This is a genomic window from Iamia sp. (genome assembly GCF_035575815.1).
GTDB lineage: Bacteria > Actinomycetota > Acidimicrobiia > Acidimicrobiales > Iamiaceae > Iamia.
Window position 1 is genome coordinate 1 of the sequence record NZ_DATLXO010000097.1, and the last position, 19,240, is coordinate 19,240.

At 71.8% G+C, this 19,240-nt stretch carries 16 protein-coding genes; 12 read left to right on the top strand and 4 right to left on the bottom strand.

The window, feature by feature from the left end:
• Positions 1 to 209 precede the first annotated feature (209 nt).
• The 3 genes from VNL12_RS20920 to VNL12_RS10405 form a co-directional block, all read right to left on the bottom strand.
• Complete coding sequence (locus tag VNL12_RS20920) at positions 210 to 950, bottom strand: excalibur calcium-binding domain-containing protein (protein ID WP_349257834.1); 741 nt, start codon at positions 948 to 950, stop codon at positions 210 to 212.
• Entirely contained in the window at positions 947 to 1,543 is a 597-nt protein-coding gene (locus VNL12_RS10400; protein WP_325594246.1) for an SHOCT domain-containing protein, read from the bottom strand. The genes VNL12_RS20920 and VNL12_RS10400 overlap by 4 nt, the downstream gene beginning before the upstream one ends.
• A gap of 519 nt (positions 1,544 to 2,062) precedes the next feature.
• Positions 2,063 to 2,395: a hypothetical protein gene (locus VNL12_RS10405; RefSeq protein ID WP_325594248.1), complete on the bottom strand. Its 333-nt coding sequence runs from the start codon at positions 2,393 to 2,395 to the stop codon at positions 2,063 to 2,065.
• A 249-nt stretch (positions 2,396 to 2,644) separates the two neighbouring features.
• Between VNL12_RS10405 and VNL12_RS10410 the strand changes: the two genes are divergently transcribed.
• Complete coding sequence (locus VNL12_RS10410) at positions 2,645 to 2,968, top strand: hypothetical protein (RefSeq protein ID WP_325594249.1); 324 nt, start codon at positions 2,645 to 2,647, stop codon at positions 2,966 to 2,968.
• A 22-nt stretch (positions 2,969 to 2,990) separates the two neighbouring features.
• On the opposite strand, the gene VNL12_RS10415 is transcribed toward VNL12_RS10410, so the two are convergent.
• A complete protein-coding gene (locus tag VNL12_RS10415; RefSeq protein ID WP_325594250.1) occupies positions 2,991 to 3,563 on the bottom strand; it encodes a hypothetical protein in 573 nt (190 codons plus the stop codon).
• A 102-nt stretch (positions 3,564 to 3,665) separates the two neighbouring features.
• On the opposite strand from VNL12_RS10415, the gene VNL12_RS10420 reads away from it, so the two are divergent.
• From VNL12_RS10420 to VNL12_RS10470, 11 genes are all read left to right on the top strand, one after another.
• Entirely contained in the window at positions 3,666 to 4,046 is a 381-nt protein-coding gene (locus VNL12_RS10420; RefSeq protein ID WP_325594252.1) for a hypothetical protein, read from the top strand.
• A gap of 167 nt (positions 4,047 to 4,213) precedes the next feature.
• Positions 4,214 to 7,099: a hydrogen gas-evolving membrane-bound hydrogenase subunit E gene (gene mbhE, locus VNL12_RS10425; RefSeq protein WP_325594254.1), complete on the top strand. Its 2,886-nt coding sequence runs from the start codon at positions 4,214 to 4,216 to the stop codon at positions 7,097 to 7,099.
• A gap of 127 nt (positions 7,100 to 7,226) precedes the next feature.
• Complete coding sequence (locus tag VNL12_RS10430; protein WP_325594256.1) at positions 7,227 to 7,709, top strand: sodium:proton antiporter; 483 nt, start codon at positions 7,227 to 7,229, stop codon at positions 7,707 to 7,709.
• Complete coding sequence (locus VNL12_RS10435) at positions 7,706 to 9,259, top strand: Na+/H+ antiporter subunit D (protein ID WP_325594258.1); 1,554 nt, start codon at positions 7,706 to 7,708, stop codon at positions 9,257 to 9,259. Before VNL12_RS10430 ends, VNL12_RS10435 begins: the two co-directional genes overlap by 4 nt.
• Complete coding sequence (locus VNL12_RS10440; protein WP_325594260.1) at positions 9,259 to 9,834, top strand: Na+/H+ antiporter subunit E; 576 nt, start codon at positions 9,259 to 9,261, stop codon at positions 9,832 to 9,834. Before VNL12_RS10435 ends, VNL12_RS10440 begins: the two co-directional genes overlap by 1 nt.
• 4 nt (positions 9,835 to 9,838) lie before the next feature.
• Entirely contained in the window at positions 9,839 to 10,090 is a 252-nt protein-coding gene (locus VNL12_RS10445; protein WP_325594262.1) for a monovalent cation/H+ antiporter complex subunit F, read from the top strand.
• A 34-nt stretch (positions 10,091 to 10,124) separates the two neighbouring features.
• Positions 10,125 to 10,499, top strand: a complete 375-nt coding sequence (gene mnhG, locus VNL12_RS10450) for a monovalent cation/H(+) antiporter subunit G (protein ID WP_325594264.1) — start codon at positions 10,125 to 10,127, stop codon at positions 10,497 to 10,499.
• Positions 10,500 to 10,648: 149 nt separating this feature from the next.
• The gene (locus VNL12_RS10455; protein ID WP_325594266.1) at positions 10,649 to 12,898 is read left to right on the top strand and encodes an ABC transporter permease; all 2,250 of its coding nucleotides are present in this window, start codon (positions 10,649 to 10,651) and stop codon (positions 12,896 to 12,898) included.
• Entirely contained in the window at positions 12,895 to 15,990 is a 3,096-nt protein-coding gene (locus tag VNL12_RS10460; RefSeq protein ID WP_325594268.1) for an MFS transporter, read from the top strand. Before VNL12_RS10455 ends, VNL12_RS10460 begins: the two co-directional genes overlap by 4 nt.
• A gap of 37 nt (positions 15,991 to 16,027) precedes the next feature.
• The gene (locus tag VNL12_RS10465) at positions 16,028 to 17,782 is read left to right on the top strand and encodes a hypothetical protein (protein WP_325594270.1); all 1,755 of its coding nucleotides are present in this window, start codon (positions 16,028 to 16,030) and stop codon (positions 17,780 to 17,782) included.
• A 225-nt stretch (positions 17,783 to 18,007) separates the two neighbouring features.
• On the top strand, positions 18,008 to 19,189 hold the full coding sequence (locus VNL12_RS10470) for an acyl-CoA desaturase (protein WP_325594272.1): 1,182 nt from the start codon (positions 18,008 to 18,010) through the stop codon (positions 19,187 to 19,189).
• Positions 19,190 to 19,240: the final 51 nt, after the last annotated feature.

Genomic DNA, 19,240 nt, shown 5'->3' on the forward strand with positions numbered 1-19,240 from the left:
TGGCCCGGACGGCCCCGGAGGCGGCGCCCCGGGCCGCCTGAGCCCTTCTCTGTCGGCTGCCGTGGCCTCCATTGGGGCACGGACGCGGTAGCCGCCGGCCGGCCGGCCGGGTGGGTGCCACCGCCCGGCCGGCCACCCCCCATCCAACGAACCGCACCCGGGGAGCACCGTGACAATCGTCGATGACGAACCCGACCCCTTCTTAGGGCCTACTCGCAGCCGATCCCGTCGTCATCGCGGTCGAGGTGCGACGCGTAGCCGGGGTCCCCTCGGCGGACCGGGGCGGCCCCTGCGGCTCGAGCGGCGTCGCAGTTCTCGTAGTAGACGCCTGACGGTGCCGGCGGGGGCGGAGGAGGAGGTGGCGGGTCCGTAGGCGGCGGCGGTGGGGGCGGCTCGGTGGGCGGTGGGGGTGGTGGTTCGGTCGGCGGTGGGGGTGGTGGTTCGGTCGGCGGTGGGGGTGGTGGTTCGGTCGGCGGGGGGGGTGGTGGTTCGGTCGGCGGGGGCGGGGGAGGTGCCGTGGTGGTGGGCGGCGCGGTCGTTGTGGTGGGAGCAGTGGTGGTGGTGGTTTCGGCCTCGGTCGTGGCCGGTGCGGTGTCGGGCTCGGCCGTCGTCGTTGCGTTCTCGGTCGTCGTGGTCGCCGGCTCAGTGGTGGTTGTCGTTGAGCGGTCGGCCCGAACCGCGTCCGGGTCATCGCCGCTGCCAGCTACAGCTCCGATGACGACGAGCAGGACACCGAGGGCGACGCATGCCCCGACCGCGATGAGTGCCGGCTTGGCGCCGCCCTTGTTCGGCATTGACCCCGGCTGTGCCACGTAGGCCGGTTGCTGGACGGTCGCTCCCTCGACGGGCGAGTAGTGCTCGGTCCACTGCTGCCCGTCGTAGTACCGCTGCTGACCGGCGACGTCGGGCGCCGGGTACCAGCCTGCTGGCGTTCCGCCTGGGCTGCTCATTGACTGAGTACCTTCGCCTTCTGAGCCGCGAACTCCTCCTCGGTCAGCACACCGCTGCCGCGCAGCTCGGCCAGCTCCCGAAGCTGCTCAGCCACCGACGCAGCGGGGGGCGTGGGGGCGTCCATGAGTCGGACGCCCTCGGCGTCGGTGGTCTGCTCGGAGCCGTCGAGGACGCTGTCCATCCATGTGGTCCCTCCCCACCATCGTTGCCCGTGTCGGCCGGTGGGGTCCGGGTACCAGCCTGCCGGCGTGCCAGTCGGAGCCGGCTGGCTGATGAGCGGGGCCATCGGCTGCACATGATGCCCCAGCAGCATTTCCGTGATGATGTGGCGGAACCGTGCCGCCTCGGAGTGCCCGAACCGGAAGTCAATGTTGTTGCCCGAGGCGTAGACGGCGACGTTGGTCCGCATCCCCTTCTTCCGCGTCTGGACCGACGACACGGACCGCATTGGAGTCACCTCGACGTCCTGGTTCGCTCTCGATAGCGACGCCCTCGACCGTGCCTTCACGCGCTCGATCCGATCGGCGTACAGGTACACCTCGGCGTTGCGCCCCTCGTCGTGGCTGGTCCCCTGGAACAGGAGCTCGTTCATGCCGGTGCTTCCACCCCTACCGTCGGTGACGGGCGATGACGGTAGCCCGTCACGACGCGTCCCGCTCGCCCTCGTACGTGCGTCCGTCCATGGCCTGGCGGATGACGTGAGCCGAGGACCCGTCGAAGGGGGGAGAGGCCGGGCGCAGAGAGCGGGGTAGGTCGCTGCGTTGCTGCCCCGGTTGCTGCCCCAACCTACGGAACCCGTGTTCATCGGACCATCGGTGGATTCCCCCCAGCTCCACTCCGGGGTGTTGGCACAGATGGCCTCACGCCCCTCGCAGGGTAGGACGGACCCGGCCCCATGGCCGGGTCCAGTCGCGTCGGGCGAGACGTGAGGATGCTGGCGAGCGCTGGGCCGCTGATGGTCAACCCCCACTCGCGCGGCAGCGAAGCCAAGGCACTTCTTGAGGACCTGACGGACGATCTGGCGGTCCTTGCGGTACAGCTCACGGACATCATCGAGTGCGTCGTCGGTGAAGCGCACGCGTGCCGGCGTCACACCGCCTACCGGTGCGGTTCAGTGACTCGCCGGTGCAGCCCGGCGCTCGACTTCCAGCTCGGCTTCGAGCTCGCCCCGGTCGAAGCCGAGCTCGGCAATGACCTCATCGAGGGAGGTGCGGCCACCGAGATCGGTCGCGGCCCGGGCCAGGACCAGGACCGCAGACCGGACATCGTCCTCGCGCTCGAGGATGGCTCGAATCCGCTCCACCCCAACGACGACGGCAGCGGGCCGCCCGCGCCGCTCGACGACGACGCCGGCACCCGTCTCCGCGTCGGCGACGAGCCGGGCAACCCCCAGACGAGTGGCCTCGGTGACCGACAGCGACCTCTCGAACCCGGCGGTGATCATGGGCGAACTGTACAGGTGTCTATTCAGGCATCGACGGTCTGCCGATGTTGCCGTGTCGTCGTGGAGTCGCCGGACAGGAAGTCAGAGGCGCCCCGAGGGGAAGATCCGAGGCCCACGTCGTCAGCCCCGCCACCGAGCTCCGACTCCCCGCAATGCCGACGGCTGCCGGCAGACCGGCTCCGCCGGGTGGGGCGGGAGCCGGGCGGAGCCTCCCGGGGTCATCCGTGACCGGGGCGTAGGGTTGCCGCCATGAAGACCGCCGGAACCATCGTCCTCGCCCTCGGGCTCCTCCTGGGCCTGGTGGTGGCGATGTTCCCGACGTCGGTGACGATCTTCGAGGAAGTGGGCTCGTGCGGACCTCCCCTGCTGCGGGTCATCGCCCAGCAGGAGAGTGACGACCCGAACGAGCAGGAGCTCATCGACCTGTGCGAGGACCAGTCGGCCGACCGGCTGGTGGTGGCCGGGCTGCTGGCGCTCGGCGGGGTGGTCGTCGGTGGCGGGCTGCTCATCGCGGACCGGGGCCGCAGCGGCGCGTCGGCCGACCCGCCGCCCATGGCCCCCCCGCCCCGCTGAGAGGCCGGCGCCGCGGCGTCGGTCAGGACAGCTCGTAGAGGGTGGGCGCCCGGCCGCGCCCGTGGTGGTCCGGCTTGGGACCGAGGTTGCGGACCTGGCCGGCTTCGATCATCTCGTCGACGGCCTTGCGCACCGTCTGCGGCGAACCCCCTCCGGCCTCGTCGGCCACGTTGGCGAGGGTGAACTGCTTGGGCAGGCGCAAGGTCGCCTCCTTCAGCTGCTCGATCGAGACCTGCGGCGCACGGGAGCGCGGGACGCTCGCCTTGCGACCCCCGCGGCGAACGCCGATGCCGAAGCCGGCCTCCTTGAGCACCGCATCGGGCACACCGAGGGCCCGGAAGGCCTCGATCGGGATCGACTCCGCCTCGGAGTAGGCGCGGGCGTGGGCGACGAAGTCGCCGGTGACCCGCCCCGAGTCCGCCTGGCGGGCGTGCTCGAGGTCAGCGAGGGCGTGCAGCCGGGCCAGCGGGTCGGCCGCCTCGGCGACGGCGGCCTCGGCCCGGGCGACGGCCTCGTCGTCGATGAGTGAGTCCGGATCCTCGAGCCACTGCAGGTAGCGACGGACGGCGGCTTCGGGTGACGACGCAGCAGGCATGGCCCCACGTCTACCAGATCCCCGCGCCCCGTCCCGGGACAAGCCCCCTGAGAACCCGCCACCTGAGGCAGCTGCGACCACCCCCACTACTCTGGTCAGATCATGGAGCGGTCCGGTCGATGCGCACCCCGCCGGGACCGGGCGGCGCCGGCGGCGCTGATCGCCCTGCTGCTGTTCATCGGCCTCGTCGCCGACGGTGGAGCCTCGACCCCGACGCGATCCGACCTCGACCGCCCCGCCACCGCAGCGCCGACCCAAGACCGCTCCGCCCCGCGCCCCGGCCGCGACGAGCACGCCGCGTGGGAGCTGGCCTCCACCGCGGACCGAACCGGCCCGGCATGGACCGTCGTGCCCATCCCTGCCGCGCTCGCGGCTCTGGTGTTGGTGCTCGCGGTGACCCTGTTCTCGCGTCCGTCGCCCCCACCCACCCGGCGTCGTGTCGACCTGCGCCGGCGCGGCCCACCGTCGTTCTTGGCCCTCTGATGACCCGCGGCCCCTCCGAGCAGGAGCCGCCACCGCCCCGCAGAGCGCACCGGCCCCCCGGGACCGGATCGACGACCAAGGACACCCATTGACCCCGACGGCCCCCCTGCCGCCGCCCCACCCCGACCTGAACCGCCCGTGACCTCCCCTGCGCCCGACCGGGTCGCATGACCGTCCTGCTCGCTCTCCACGCCGTCCTCGGGCTGTCGGGGGTCGCCTTCGGGGCGCGCCTCGGGCGGCGGGGGCTGTGGCTGGGCGTCCTCGGCCCCCTCGTCACCGTCGTCTGGCTCATCGTCGCGCTCCCCGGCGTGCTCGACGGCGAGGTGGTGTCCGAGACCGTGCGATGGGTGCCGGCCCTCGGCATCGACGTCGACCTCCGCCTCGACGGCTTCGCGGCGCTCATGGTGGTGCTGGTCTCGGGGATCGGCGTGCTCGTGTACGCCTACGCCGCCCGCTACTTCCCTCGCGAGGGACCTGACCTGGGTCGGCTGATCGGTCTGCTGACCCTCTTCAGCGGCTCGATGCTGGGCCTCGTCCTGACCGACAACCTGCTGGTGCTCTACGGCTTCTGGGAGCTCACGTCGGTCACGTCCTTCCTGCTCATCGGCAACACCCATCGCGACGGCAAGGCCCGAGCCGCCGCTCTCCAGGCCCTTCTCGTGACGGGTGTCGGCGCGCTCGCGATGCTCGCCGGCTTCATCGTCCTCGGACAGGCCGCCGGCACCTATCGGCTCAGCCGGATCGTCGCCGATCCACCGGAGGCGGACACGACGGTCGTCGGGGCGCTGGTGCTCATCTTGCTCGGCGCCTTCACCAAGTCAGCCCAGTACCCCTTCCACTCCTGGCTCCCGGGCGCCATGGTGGCCCCCACGCCGGTCAGCGCCTACCTGCACTCCGCGACGATGGTGAAGGCCGGCGTCTACCTGGTGGCGCGCCTCGCTCCCGCCTTCGCCCCGGTCGGGATCTGGCGGCCCCTCGTCGTCACCGTCGGGCTGGTGACCATGATCGGCGCCGGGCTCCGGGCCCTGCGCCAGACCGACCTGAAGCTGTTGCTGGCCATGGGCACGGTCAGCCAGCTCGGCTTCATGACCGCGGTCTTCGGATGGGGCTCACCCGAGGCCGTGGCCGCCGGGTGCGTGCTGCTCCTGGCCCACGGCGCGTTCAAGGCCGCCGCCTTCATGGTCGTCGGCATCCTCGACCACCAGCACGGCAGCCGCGACATCCGCGCCCTGCCCCGACCCGCGGCCGGGTGGCAGACCGTCACCATCGTCACCCTCGTGAGCTCCGCCTCGATGGCCGGCGTGCCCCTGGTCCTCGGCTTCGTGAGCAAGGAGGCCGCGCTCGACGCCTTCGTCCGCGCCGAGGGCGCCGGCGGCACGCTGGCCCTGGTCGGGCTGGTGGCGGGATCGATGCTCACCGCGGCCTACAGCGCCCGCTTCGCGGCGGGGGCCCTGGGCCGCCTGGCGCGGCCCGATGCGGCCCGGGCCTGCGCCGAGGGCAGCCACGGCCCGCCGGTGACCGCCTTCGTCGCTCCCGCGCTCGTCCTGACCGCCTTCACGGTGCTCGTCGGCGTCCTGCCCGCCCTGGCCGATGGCGTCGCCGGCACCGCGGCGGTCGCCCTCGATCCTCTCGTCGAGCCGGTCCACCTGGCCGTCTGGCACGGGTTCAACCTCCCGCTGCTGCTCTCGCTCATCGCCCTCGCGGGCGGCGTGGCCCTCTTCCTCGGCCGGGGCAGGGTCGAGCCCGTGCTGGCCGCCGGCCACACGGCCCAGGCGTCGTCGGCCGGGGCCTACGCCGCGGCCCTCCGCGGCCTCAACGCCCTCGCTGACCGCGTCACCGGCATCGTGCAGCCCGGATCGCTCCCCATCTACATCGGGGTGATCACCTTCACCGCCGCCGTCATCCCCGGTGCCCTCCTGCTCACCGGGCCGTCGTGGCCGGGCTGGCCCGAGCTGGTCCGGACGCCGGGCCACATCGCCGCCGCCGCCGTCATCATCGGCGCCGCCCTGGCCGCCGCGGTCGTGCGGCGACGCTTCACCGCGGCGCTCTTCCTCGGCGTCACCGGCTACGCCATGGCCGGGCTCTTCGTCGTCCAGGGCGCACCGGACCTGGCCCTGACCCAGGTTTCCATCGAGACCCTCACGACGGTCCTGTTCGTGCTCGTGCTGCGCCGACTGCCGGACCGCTTCGAGCACCGCCAGCCGCAGTGGCGCCGTGCCCTCCGCATCGCCGTGGCCGCGTCGGTCGCCGGCACCGTCTTCTTCCTGGCCCTGGCGTCGGACGCCGAGGACCCGCCCACCCCCGCGTCGGACACCATGGTCGAGCGGGCCCTGCCCGACGGTGAGGGTCGCAACGTGGTCAACGTGATCCTCGTCGACTTCCGGGGCTGGGACACCCTCGGCGAGATCACCGTGCTCGCCGCGGCCGCCATCGGCACCGTCGCCCTGGCCCGCTCCGGGCGCCGGCCCACCGGCTCGCCCTCGATCCAGATGCGAGGCTCCGGCGGGGACCCGCTGTCCGGATCATCTGACCACCGCGTCCCACCGGCGGTGCGCCTGAGCCGGCTGGTGACCCTCGACGTGTCGATGCGGGCGGTGTTCATCGCCGTCATGGTCGGCTCCCTGTACCTGCTCTTCGCCGGGCACAACCAGCCCGGCGGCGGCTTCGCCGGCGGCATCGTGGCCGGCGCCGCGGTGGCCCTCCGCTACATCAGCGGCGGCATCGACGAGGTGCGCCGCATGTCGCGATCGCAGCCCTGGACGGTGCTGGGCACCGGGGTCCTGTTGGCCGCGACGGTGGCCCTTGTGCCCCTCGCCGTCGGCGGCGCAGTGCTCGAGACCGGTTCGTTCTCGCTCCACCCCCCGCTGCTGGGCACGGTGAAGCTGACGTCCACCCTGGCCTTCGACATCGGCGTCTACCTCGCGGTCATCGGCCTCGCCCTCATGGTCTTCGAATCCTTCGGCGACGACCCCCCGCCCCGGCCGGTCGGCCGCCGGGTCGAGGACTCCGACACCCCGGCGCAGGCTCCTCCAACACCGGAGAAGCACCGGTGAACGAGCGCAGCGAGCGAACCAGAGGACACGGGCTCTCTGACGGCGGAGCCTGCGGAAGCCTCCGCGCTCACCGGAGCCCCTCACCCGCGGTTCCGGCGAAGATGCCCCCCACGCCCGAGAAGCTCCGGTGAGCGTCCTCATGGCCGCGACCGCAGCCGTGCTGTTCGGCCTCGGCACCTACCTGCTGCTCCAGCGAAAGCTGTCCCGCATCATCATCGGCATCAGCCTGCTCGGTCACGGCGCCAACGTGTTGTTCGTCAACGCGGGACGCGCCGGTCGAGCACCGCTGATCGGCTCCGGTGACCCGTCCAGCTTCGCCGACCCCCTTCCCCAGGCCCTGGTCCTCACGGCCATCGTCATCAACTTCGGCGTCACCGCTCTGCTGTTGGCCCTTGCCTACCGCAGCTGGATGCTCACCGACGATGACGAGGTGGCCGACGACGTGGAGGACCGGTCGGTCGCCCGCCGCGGCTACGCGGATCGGGAGCTGGCCGACGAGGAGGAGCTGCTCCACGCGGTCGAGGCCACCACCGAGGACGACACGCCGCCGCCACCGGAGCACCCCGACGGGGGCGCCACCGCCCGGCCTCATCGGGGATCGCGCTCATGAGGGTGCTTCTCCCGCTGCCGGTGCTGCTGCCGCTCATCGGTGCGGCTCTCTCCATCCTCGTCGGCCGGTCGCGCCTGGCCCAGCGGGTGGTCGGCATCTCCACGCTCGTCGCGGTCACCGCCATCGCCGCGTTCATCCTCGTCGAGGTCGACCGCGACGGCGTGGTGGCCACCCAGGCCGGTGACTGGTTCGCGCCGGTGGGCATCACCCTCGTCGCCGACCGGCTCTCGGCCATCATGTTGTTGACCGCGGCGGTCATGCTGCTGGCCGTGCTGGTGTACGCCATCGGCCAGCCGGGGGCCGAGCGCAACCACGTCGGGTTCCAGTCCGTGTACCTGGTGCTGGCCGCCGGGGTGGCGGCCGCCTTCCTCACCGGCGACCTCTTCAACCTGTTCGTGTCGATCGAGATGATGCTGACGGCCAGCTACGTGCTCATCACCCTCGGCGGGCGGCTCGATCAGGTGCGCTCGGGCATGACCTACGTGGTGATCAGCCTGGTGGCGTCGATCCTCTTCCTCACCGCCCTCGCCTTCACCTACACCGCCACCGGCACGGTGAACCTGGCCGACCTGTCGGGCCGCATCGCCGAGCTCCCCGAGGGCCTCCAGGCCGGGTTGGCGGGCCTGTTCCTCGTCGTGTTCGGCATCAAGGCGGGGCTGTTCCCGCTGTTCTTCTGGCTGCCCGACAGCTACCCGACGGCACCGTCGCCGGTCACCGCCATCTTCGCCGGCCTGCTCACCAAGGTCGGCGTCTACGCCATCATCCGCACCCAGACGCTCCTCTTCCCCGATGTCCTTCCCACCGGGTTGGTGTTGGCCATGGCCGGCGCGACCATGGTGGTCGGGGCGTTGGGCGCCATTGCCCAGGACGACGTCAAGCGCATCCTCTCGTTCCACATCATCGGCCACATCGGCTACATGGTCCTCGGCGTCGGCCTGGCAACGGTGGCCGGGTTGGCCGGTGCCCTCATGTACACCGTGCACCACATCCTGGTGACGACGACGCTCTTCCTCACGGGCGGCCTGATCGAGCACAACGGTGGGTCCAGCCGGCTGTCGAAGCTGGGCGACATGGTGCGCACCGCGCCGGTGATCGCCGTGCTCTTCCTCGTGCCCGCACTGTCGCTGGCCGGCATCCCGCCCATGTCGGGCTTCATCGCCAAGCTGTCGCTGGTCGACGCCGCCGCCGCCCAGCGGCAGTGGGCCATGGTCGGGCTGACGGTGGGCGTGAGCCTGCTCACCCTCTTCGCGCTGATCAAGATCTGGAGCGGCGTGTTCTGGACCCCTCGGGACGACGAGGAGGACCCCGAGGCCGTCCTCCTCGACTCCCGGGCCCGCTCGACGCTGGGCGCACCGATGCTCATGGTCGGCCCGACGGCGGTGCTGGCCGCGCTCACCGTGGTCCTGGGCCTGGCCGGGGGTCCCCTCTACGACCTGAGCCACCGGGCCGCCACCGACCTGGTCGACCCCCGCCCGTACACGACGGCCGTCCTGGGCGACGATGCTCCTTCCCCCGCCGCGGCCCGGCAACGCGACGGGGGAGGCGGCTGATGGCCCTCGTTGCGTACGGGGTCGGCCTGGTCGTGATCTGGGTCCTGGCCTGGGGGTCGCCGTCGCCGGCCAACATCCTCAGCGGGATCGCCGTCGCGGCCGGTCTCCTGGCCCTCGCCCCCGAGAGCTGGCCCGGCCTGACACGACCACGGTTCCGCCCCGTCGCCATCGGCCGGTTCGTGCTCCACGTGATGATGAAGGTGCTGGAGTCCAACGTCGTGATCACCCGCGAGGTGCTCGCCCGCCGGTCCCGCATCCGCACCGGTGTGGTGGCCGTGCCCCTGCCGGAGTGCTCCGACGGCCTGCTCACGCTGATCACCAACGCCATGGCCCTCACCCCCGGCACCATGCCGCTCGAGGTCACCCGGGACCCGACGGTGCTCTACGTCCACGTCCTGCAGCTCCGCGACCTCGACGATGCCCGACACCAGATCCAGCACCTCGCCGCCCTCGCCTTTCGCGCCTTCGGGTCAGATGACGCCGTGGCCGAGCTCGACCGCGACCCGTCGACCCCGGGCGGCACCACCGTCACCCGCTCCGGCGACGACGGGATGACGGGGGAGACGGGGGGATGACGCGGTGATCCCCGTGATCTACGCGGTGCTCGGCCTGGCCTTCGCCCTCTTCGCCTTCCGGTTGGGACGGGGCCCGACGCTGGCCGACCGGGTGCTGGCGGTCGACGGCATGCTCGTGTGCGCCATCAGCAGCATCCTGGTGAACGCCATGGACACCGGACGAGGCGCCTTCCTCCAGGTGGCGGTGATGCTCACGCTCGTGGGTTTCATCAGCACCGCGGTCATCGCCCGCTTCATCGAGGGACGGGGCGCGTGAACCGGCGTTCGCGGGCCACCGCGGGGCGACCGTCGTGATCGGCGAGGTCATCGCGCTGGCCGGCGCGATCCTGACCCTCCTCGCCGCCGTCGGGGTGGTGCGCTTCCCCGACGTGCTGTCGCGCATGCACGCCCTCACCAAGGCCTCGACGGTGGGCTTCGTGCTGGTGGCCGTGGGGGCCGCGATCAACCTACCCACGGCCAACGACACCACCTCAGCCCTGCTCGCCGCGGGGCTGCAGATCCTGACGCTGCCGATGGCGGCCAACCTCATCGGCCGCTCGACGTACCTGGCCGAAGGCATCCCCCACCGCCTCGACACGGTGGACGAGCTGGCCGAGGCCCGGGCGCGCGCCCCCGCCGACGGCGGTGAGCGGAGCGATCAGCCCCCGCCGGCCGGGGACGGGTAGTCGGGGTACCAATCCTGGGGCGCGACCCCGTCGAACGGGGCCGTCGACGTCGTCGCGATGCGCTCGGCCGGGGGGCCTCCATCGCAAAGGGCGCCCACGGGCTGACCCGTTTGCACCCGTCGTGCAAGTTTGGTCTACGGTCCCCGCGGGTGAGACGTACGCCACATCTCAGCGCCGCCTCCCTGCGAGGTCGCCGGGATCTCGCCGCCCTCGGCGGTCGAGTCGCGTTCCTGGCCCCGCTGGCCGCCCTCGTGGTCTTCCAGCAGGTCGTCTACCCCGCCCCGATGGGCATCGTGCTCAACGGCGCCCTGGTGGGCGGCCGCATCGCCCTCATCGCCCTCGGCATCGCGCTCGTGTACCGGGCCAACCGCATCGTGAACTTCTCCCAGGGAGACCTCGGGGCCCTTCCCGCCACCCTCGGCGTGATGCTGGTGGTGGCCTGGGGTTGGAGCTACTGGCTGGGGCTGGTGGCCGGCCTCATCACCGCTGTTCTCCTCGGCGTCCTGGTCGAGTCTCTGATCATCCGACGCTTCTTCGAGGCCCCTCGACTGGTGCTGACCGTTGCCACCATCGGCCTGTCGCAGCTGCTGGCCGGAGCCGGCCTCTTCCTGCCGCGCGCCTTCGGCAACTCATCGTTCGGGACCCGCCTGCCGCAGCCCTTCGACGCCCGGTGGGTGTTCGGCGGCACCACGTTCAACGCCAACGACATCTTCACCATGATGGTCGTCCCCGTGTGCCTGGTGGCCCTGGCCCTGTTCCTCCGACGCTCGATGATCGGCGTCGCCATCGTGGCCGCCGCCGAGCGGTCCGACCGGGCCTTCACCCTCGGCATCCCGGTCAAGCGCCTGCACACCGTCGTGTGGGTGGTGGCGTCGGTGCTCGCCTTCCTCGCCATGTTCCTGCGGGCCGGGGCGGTGGGCCTGCCCATCGGCCAGGTGCTGGCCCCCACCTTCCTGGTACAGGCCCTGGCCGCGGCGGTGTTCGGTCGCTTCGAACAGTTCACCACCATCGCGGCTGCGGCCATCGGCCTCGGCGTCGTCGACCAGGCCATGACCTTCCAGGCCGGGAACCGGCCGTCCGACAACGATGCCGTGCTGTTCGGCATCGTGCTCCTCGGCCTGCTCGTCACCCGGCGGGCGAAGAGCTCGAGTCGGGTGGACTCCGACGCGTCGGCCACGTGGCAAGCGATTCGCGAGACCCGCCCTGTGCCCCTGGAGATGCGGCGCCTGCCCGAGGTAATGGCCGGCCGGCTGGGGCTGTGGACGCTGATCGGGGCCTTCGTTCTGACCCTGCCGGCGTGGCTGTCGACCAGCCGCATCAACCTGGCCACCATCATCGTCATCTTCGGCATCGTGGCCGCCTCGCTGGTGGTGCTCACGGGTTGGGGGGGCCAGGTGAGCCTGGGGCACATGGCGTTCGTGGGCGTGGGTGCGGCGGTGGGCGGAGCCCTCACCGACCGGTGGGGCTGGGACCTGGCCCTGGCCGGGATGGTCGCCGGCGCCGTCGGGGCCGTGGCGGCGGTGGTGGTCGGCTACCCGGCGTTGCGGCGCGGGGGGCTGACCCTGGCCGTGAGCACCCTGGCCTTCGGCCTGTTCGCGTCGTCCTACCTGTTGAACCGCACGATCTTCCCCGACCAGCTCCCCGGTCGGCGCATCGACCGGGGCACCATCCTCGGCATCCCGCTGGCCAGCGAGACGGCCATGTTCTACGCCACCCTGGCCGTGCTCGTCCTGGCCCTGCTCATGGTGGTGGGACTGCGGCGCAGCCGCACCGGACGAGTGCTGATCGCCATCCGCGAGAACGAGAGGGCCGTGCGCGCCTTCGGCGTCGACGCCACCCGCACCAGCCTGGCCTCCTTTGCGCTGTCGGGGTTCCTGGCCGCGGTGGCCGGATCCCTCTACGTCCACCAGCAGACCGGCCTGGCCTCGGAGCCCTACCTGCCCCAACGCAGCCTCGAGCTGTTCACCATGGTGGTCATCGGCGGGCTGGGCTCGTTGCCCGGCGCCCTGCTGGGCGCGACCTACGTGCACGGCGTCGACTTCTTCCTGCCCCTCGAATGGCAGTTCCTGGCCACCGGCGTGGGGCTGCTGCTGGTGCTCCTGGTCTTCCCGGCCGGGTTCGGCGGTGTGCTGGCCGACCTGCGCGACGGGGCCCTGCGCAAGGTGGCCGCCCGCCGGGGGTTGATCGTGCCCAGCCTGCTGGCCGACGTGCGGGTCGACGAGGAGGCGCCGGACGAGCCGCCGGACGAGACGGTGCTGACCGAGGCCGCCGAGCGGGCCGAGCACACCGCCACCCGGGCCGAGCCGGTGGCAGCCGCGGGTGCCCGGCGCGCCGCAGCCGGCGATGACGGCCGCGCCGATCCCGAGCCGGTCGACGACACGGTGGAGGTGCGGTCGTGACCGCTTCCGACGACGACGCCGTCGACCGTCCGGCGGCAACCGATGACGGCCCGCTCGAGGCGGCACTGGGCGCGGTCGGGGTCAACACCCCGGTCCCTGACCCCCTCGTCGTCGCGGACGCCGCCGCCGGGGCCGACGACGAACGGGCCGCCCCCGAGCCGCCCGAGGCGACGGGGGGCTGGTGGTACCGCTGGAAGCGGTCGACCACCCAGGGCGCGCCCATCTTCCCGCTGGGCGTGCTGTTCGGGCTCAACATGGTCGACGAGCTCGACCGGGCCGCCTTCGGGGTCCTGCTGCCCGAGATCCGCGACGAGTTCGGGCTCGACACCAGCGGCATCCTCACCGTCGTCGCCCTGTCGCTGGTGGCGGCACTGATCCTGGCCCTCCCCATCGGCTTCTACGCCGACCGGTGGCGTCGGGTGCCCATCGCCGCCACCGGGGCCTCGGTGTGGGGCATCTTCTCGATGCTCACCGGGCTGGCTCCCACTCTTTGGATGCTGGGCAGCGCCCGAGCCGGGGCCGGGCTCGGGCGCGCCGTCAACGACCCGGTGCACAACTCGCTGTTGGCCGACTACTACGACATCCCGGCCCGTCCGCGCGTCTACGCAGTGCACCGGTACGCCAACGCCCTGGGTCAGTTCCTCGGTCCGATGTCGGCTGGCGTCATCGCCTACGCGTTCGGGTGGCGGACACCGTTCCTGGTGTTCGCCGTGGTGACCGCAGTGTTCGTGGTGCTGGCGCTGCGGCTGAAGGAACCGATCCGGGGTCGCTTCGAGCGGCGCGCCACGGGAGCCTCCGACGAGGTGGCGGACACCGAGGAGGAAGCCCCGTCGTGGGCCGAGTCGTTCCGCATCGTGTGGCAGGTGCGGACCCTGCGGCGCATCTTCGTGGCCCTACCGTTCGTGGCCATCGCTGTCGTCGGGCTCCTGACCCTCGGCGGGCTCTACTACGAGGACGTCTTCGGCCTCGACGAGCGGGGTCGAGGCTTCCTCGTAGCCGGCGTCGAGGGCATCGCCCAGTTCGCCGGTCTGATGTTCGGCATCCCGCTGACCACCCGGCTGATGGCCAAGGGGCCCAGCCACGTGGTGCGCTTCTTGGGCAAGGTGTCCCTCGGCATCGCGGTCGCCTGGCTGGTGTTCGCGTGGGCGCCGAACCTGGTGATCGCCATCATCGCCAACGCCGTGGTCTCCGCGGCGTTCTTCTTGCTCATCCCCGGCATCTACGTGGTGCTCTCGCTGGCGGTGCCGGCCAAGGTGCGGGCCTTCGGCTTCGCCATCGGCACGCTGTTCATCCTGCCCGGCCTGCTCCTGTTGCCGGTGGTGGGGGCCCTCGCCGACACCTACGGCATCCGCATCGGACTGGCCCTCGCTGCGCCTGTGTACGTGGTGGGTGGCCTGCTGCTGGCCTCGGCCGGCAGCTTCGTCGAGCACGACATCGCCCAGGTGTGGAGGTCGACGGCGGCCCGCTCCGAGGTGGCCCACCTGCGCCGGCAGGGCAAGGTCAAGCTGCTCCTGGCCCGCGAGGTCGACGTCCACTACGGCAACGTGCAGGTCCTCTTCGGCGTCGACCTGGAGGTCGACGAAGGCGAGATCGTCGCCCTGATGGGCACCAACGGCGCCGGCAAGTCGACACTGCTGCGGGCCATCTCCGGCCTCGTCCAAGCCAGCGGGGGCGCGATCGTGTTCGACGGGCGGGACATGACCCACACCCCACCGGACGAGATCGCCGGGCGGGGCGTGTCGGTGGTGCCCGGCGGCCAGGGGGTCTTCACCCAGCTGAAGGTGGCCGACAACCTCCGCCTGGCGGCGTGGGACCGCCGCTCCCGGGTCGGAGACGCCAAGGCCGACACCGAGCAGGTGCTCGACATGTTCCCCATCTTGCGCGAGCGCCTCGACGAGCCCGCCGGCAACCTGTCGGGCGGCCAGCAGCAGATGCTGACCCTGGGCATGGCCTTCATCGGTCGGCCCCGCCTGTTGATGATCGACGAGCTGTCACTCGGCCTGGCGCCCGCGGTGGTGTCCCAGCTGCTCGAGATGGTGCGGACCCTGCGCGACGCGGGCACCACCATCATCCTCGTCGAGCAGTCGGTCAACGTGGCCCTCACCGTGGCCGACCGCGCCTACTTCATGGAGAAGGGCGAGGTCCGCTTCGAGGGGCCGACCTCAGAGCTGCTGGAGCGGCCCGATCTGCTGCGCTCGGTGTTCCTGCGGGCCGCCGCCCGCGAGGTGGGCGACGACGAGGCGGCGGCCCACTCGGGGCTCCGCCGCGGACCTCCCGTGCTCGAGGTGCGCGACGTGGCCTGCCACTTCGGGGGCGTCCAGGCCCTCGACGGCGTCTCGTTCGACGTCCGCCCCGGCGAGATCCTGGGCTTCATCGGACCCAACGGGGCGGGAAAGACGACGCTGTTCGACGTCATCTCCGGCTACACGGCGACCGAGGGCGGCACGATCCGGCTGCGCTCGGGCGACGAGGCCGAGGCGGTCGACCTCCACGACGTGCCCACCCACCTGCGCTCCTGGCGGGGCCTGGGACGGTCGTTCCAGGATGGGCGGCTGTTCCCGGGCCTGACCGTCCACGAGGCCATCGCCGTGGCCCTCGAGCAGCACATCGAGGTGCGCGACCCGATCGCCGCCTTGCTGCACCTGCCGTCGGTCGGCGACTCCGAGCAGCACGTCACGAGGCGGGTCGACGAGCTGATCGAGCTGCTAGCCCTGGGGGCCTACCGGGACAAGTTCGTGCGCGAGCTCTCCACCGGCACCCGACGCGTCGTCGACCTGGCGTGCGTCCTGGCCCAACGACCGCGCGTGCTGCTGCTCGACGAGCCCTCCAGCGGCATCGCCCAACGGGAGGCTGAAGCGTTGGCGCCCATGCTGCGGCGGGTGCGCGACGATCTCGGCGCCAGCCTCCTCATAGTCGAGCACGACCTGCCGCTGCTCGGCTCGATCGCCGATCGTCTCATCGCCCTCGACCTCGGTCGCCTCGTGGCCGAGGGCCCGCCGTCGCAGGTGATCGAGCACCCCGCCGTTGTCGCCTCGTACCTCGGTACCGACGAGGCCGCCATCACCCGATCAGGTGCCCCGACCCCCGGCTGACCGCACCCCGGCAGCCGGCCGACCAGAGGAGCCGCTCATGGCCACGAACGAAGACACCACCACGACGGGTGGCAGCAGCCCGTCGACATCCTCTCCGCCACCCTGGACGAAGGCGGCCAAGCGCTACGGGCCCATCGTCGTGGTCGTGGCCCTCATCGCCGGGGCGGTGGTGCTCTTCGGCGGGGGCGGGGGCGGCGGTGACGGCGAGGAGACGGCGTCCGATGAGGTGGCGGCATCGGGCGACGAGCTGATCTCGTCGGGCCCCATGACGCCCGAGCGGGCGGAGATGGAGGGCGAGGACGTCGACTTCGGTCCCACGTGTGACACCGAGACGGGGCGCATTCAGCTGGTCTCCGTGTACGCCCCGCCGTGCGTCGAGCCCTTCGAGGGCGACAACGGCGGCGCCACGTCGCCGGGCGTGACCGAGGACGCGGTCAAGATCGTCTACTACCGAGCCGACCCCGCCCTCGATCCGCTCACCGCCGCGACGGTCGAGGCGGCCGGCGCCGATGTGGACCCCGAGAGCGCGACCACGACCGTCGAAGGCTTCGTCGAGGTCTACAACGACCTGTTCGAGACCTACGGGCGCACCATCGAGGTCGAGGTGTTCACCGGCACCGGCGCCGGCGACGACGCGGCCGCCGCCCGGGCCGACGCCATCGCCATCGCCGAATCCGAGCCCTTCGCGGTGGTCGGCGGACCGAACCAGCAGAGTCCCACCTTCGCCGCCGAGCTGGCCTCACGGGAGATCATCTGCGGGCCGGGCTGCGCCCTCGCCCTCAACGACGACATCGTCGATGAGTACGAGCCCTTCATCTGGCAGGCGGGCCCGACCCCCAACCAGGCTGTCACCCTGGCCTCGGAGATGATCGGCAACCTCGCCGGCCCCGGAAAGGCGGAGCTGGCGGGAGACGAGGCCACCCAGGAGGAAGACCGGGTGTACGGCCTGCTGCACTACGACACGCCCGACGGCGACCACGAGGCCGTGTTCGAGCAGTTCACCGACCAGCTGGAGGCGAACGGCATCGACCTGGCCACCGACGTGGAGTTCACCCTCGACCTCGCCCGCGTCCAGGAGAACGCCCGGACCAACATCAGCAAGCTCATGGACGCCGGGGTCACCACCATCATCTACTACGGAGATCCGCTGACCCCGGGCTCGCTCACCACCGAGGCGACCGCCCAGGGCTACTTCCCGGAGTGGATCCTCGGGCCCAGCGTGCTCATGGACACCACCATCTTCGCCCGCCTCACCGAGCCCGGGCAGTGGCAGAACGGCTTCGGCATGTCGTTCGTCAGTGCCCGAGGCGAGCGCTCGACCAACGGTGCGTTCCGGATCTACGAGTGGGCCTACGGGGAGCCGCCGCCCGACAACACCGCCAACGTGCTCGAGCCCCCCATCCGCACCATCTTCAACGGCATCCACCTGGCCGGCCCCGAGCTCTCGCCCGAGACCTTCCGCGACGCCATGTTCCGCTTCCCGCCGTCGGGAGGCGGACCCACGCAGGCCCAGGTCTCGCGCGGCGATCACGACGTGTGGCCGGAGACCGACTGGGGCGGCAGCGACGACATGGCCCTCATCTGGTGGGACCAGGAGGCCACCGGCGAGGACGAGGTCGGCAACGAGGGCACCGGGATGTACCGCTACGCCAACGGCGGCGAGCGCTTCACCACCGGAGAGCTGCCCGGATCGGTCGACGAGGCCGGCCTGTTCGACGTCGACGCGTCGGTGACCGTCTACGACGAGATCCCCGAGGGCGATCAGACCCCCGAGTACGAGCCGCCCACCTAGCCGAGCCCGCCGGTCGCGCACCCCGGTCGCCGCCGCCGGCCGGGGTGCGCCGTCCCGCCCCCCACGCCCCCCACCTGCGGCCCGTATCCACAAAAGACCGCTGACACCTGCCGCACGTGCGCGACGGGTTCCCGGACGTTGGACGTCCTACCTACCGGTCGGTAGGTTGTGGGTTCTACGCTGCCCCGAGTGGCACCCCCGCGGTGCGAAGTGAGGATCCCCACGATGAGCGTCCATGCCATCGACCGCGCTCCCGACGAGCGCGTCAACTGGATCGCGTCGATCCCCATGTTCTTGGTCCACGGCCTCTGCCTGCTGGCCATCGTGACCGGTGTGACCTGGCAGTCCCTCGTGCTGTGCGCCGTCCTGTACTTCGGGCGCATGTGGTTCATCACCGCCGGGTTCCACCGGTACTTCTCGCACCGGGCCTTCAAGACCAGCCGGGCGTTCCAGTTCGTCCTCGCCTTCGGCGGCGGCGCCGCGGTCCAGAAGGGCGCCCTCTGGTGGGCCAGCCACCACCGCGACCACCACCGCTTCAGCGACACCGAGCGCGACGTGCACTCCCCCCAGAAGGGCTTCTGGTGGAGCCACATGGGGTGGATCCTCTGCGACAAGTTCAAGGGCTGGGACCCCGAGGCCATCAAGGACTTCAACAAGTACCCCGAGCTGCGGTTCTTGACCAAGCACGACTGGATCCCGGCCTGGACCGTCGGCGTGGCCTGCTACTTCATCGCCGGCTGGTCGGGCGTCGTGGTCGGCTTCCTCTGGTCGACGGTGCTGCTCTGGCACGGCACCTTCACCGTCAACTCCCTCGCCCACGTCATGGGCCGGCGCCGCTACGCGACGGTCGACACCAGCCGCAACTCGGCGCTCATCGCACTGTGGACCGGCGGCGAGGGCTGGCACAACAACCACCACCACTACCAGTCCGCCGCCCGCAACGGCTTCTTCTGGTGGGAGTACGATCCGACCTACTACGGGCTCAAGGTCCTGTCGTGGTTCGGCATCGTGCGCGACCTCAAGACGCCCCCGGTCAGAGTCCTCGACGGCGCCCGGGTGGGCGACGGCTCGTTCGACATGGGCATGTTCAAGGCCCACTGGGCAAAGGCCACCGCCGCGCTGGCCGCCCACGGTCGCAAGGCCGATGCGGCTCTCGCCCCCGGAGCGCTCGGAACGGTTGCGGCTGAGCCGTCGCCGTCCGGCGCGCTGGTCACCATCGGCGCCCCGGCGGCCCACGAGGTCGAGGCAGGCGGCGTGACCGATGCGGCGACCCGCCGGGAGAACATCGAGGAGCGGATGCACGCCAGCCGCCTGGCCCTCGAGGAGAGCGTGCGCACCGCCATGGCGTCAGCCGAGGAGCTGGCCCAGCTCTCGCGCCGCCAGCGCGCCGTCTCGCGCGCCGACTGAGAGCCGGTGGTCTACAGGATGTGGAAGCTGATGCCGTCGTGTTCGGCGGCG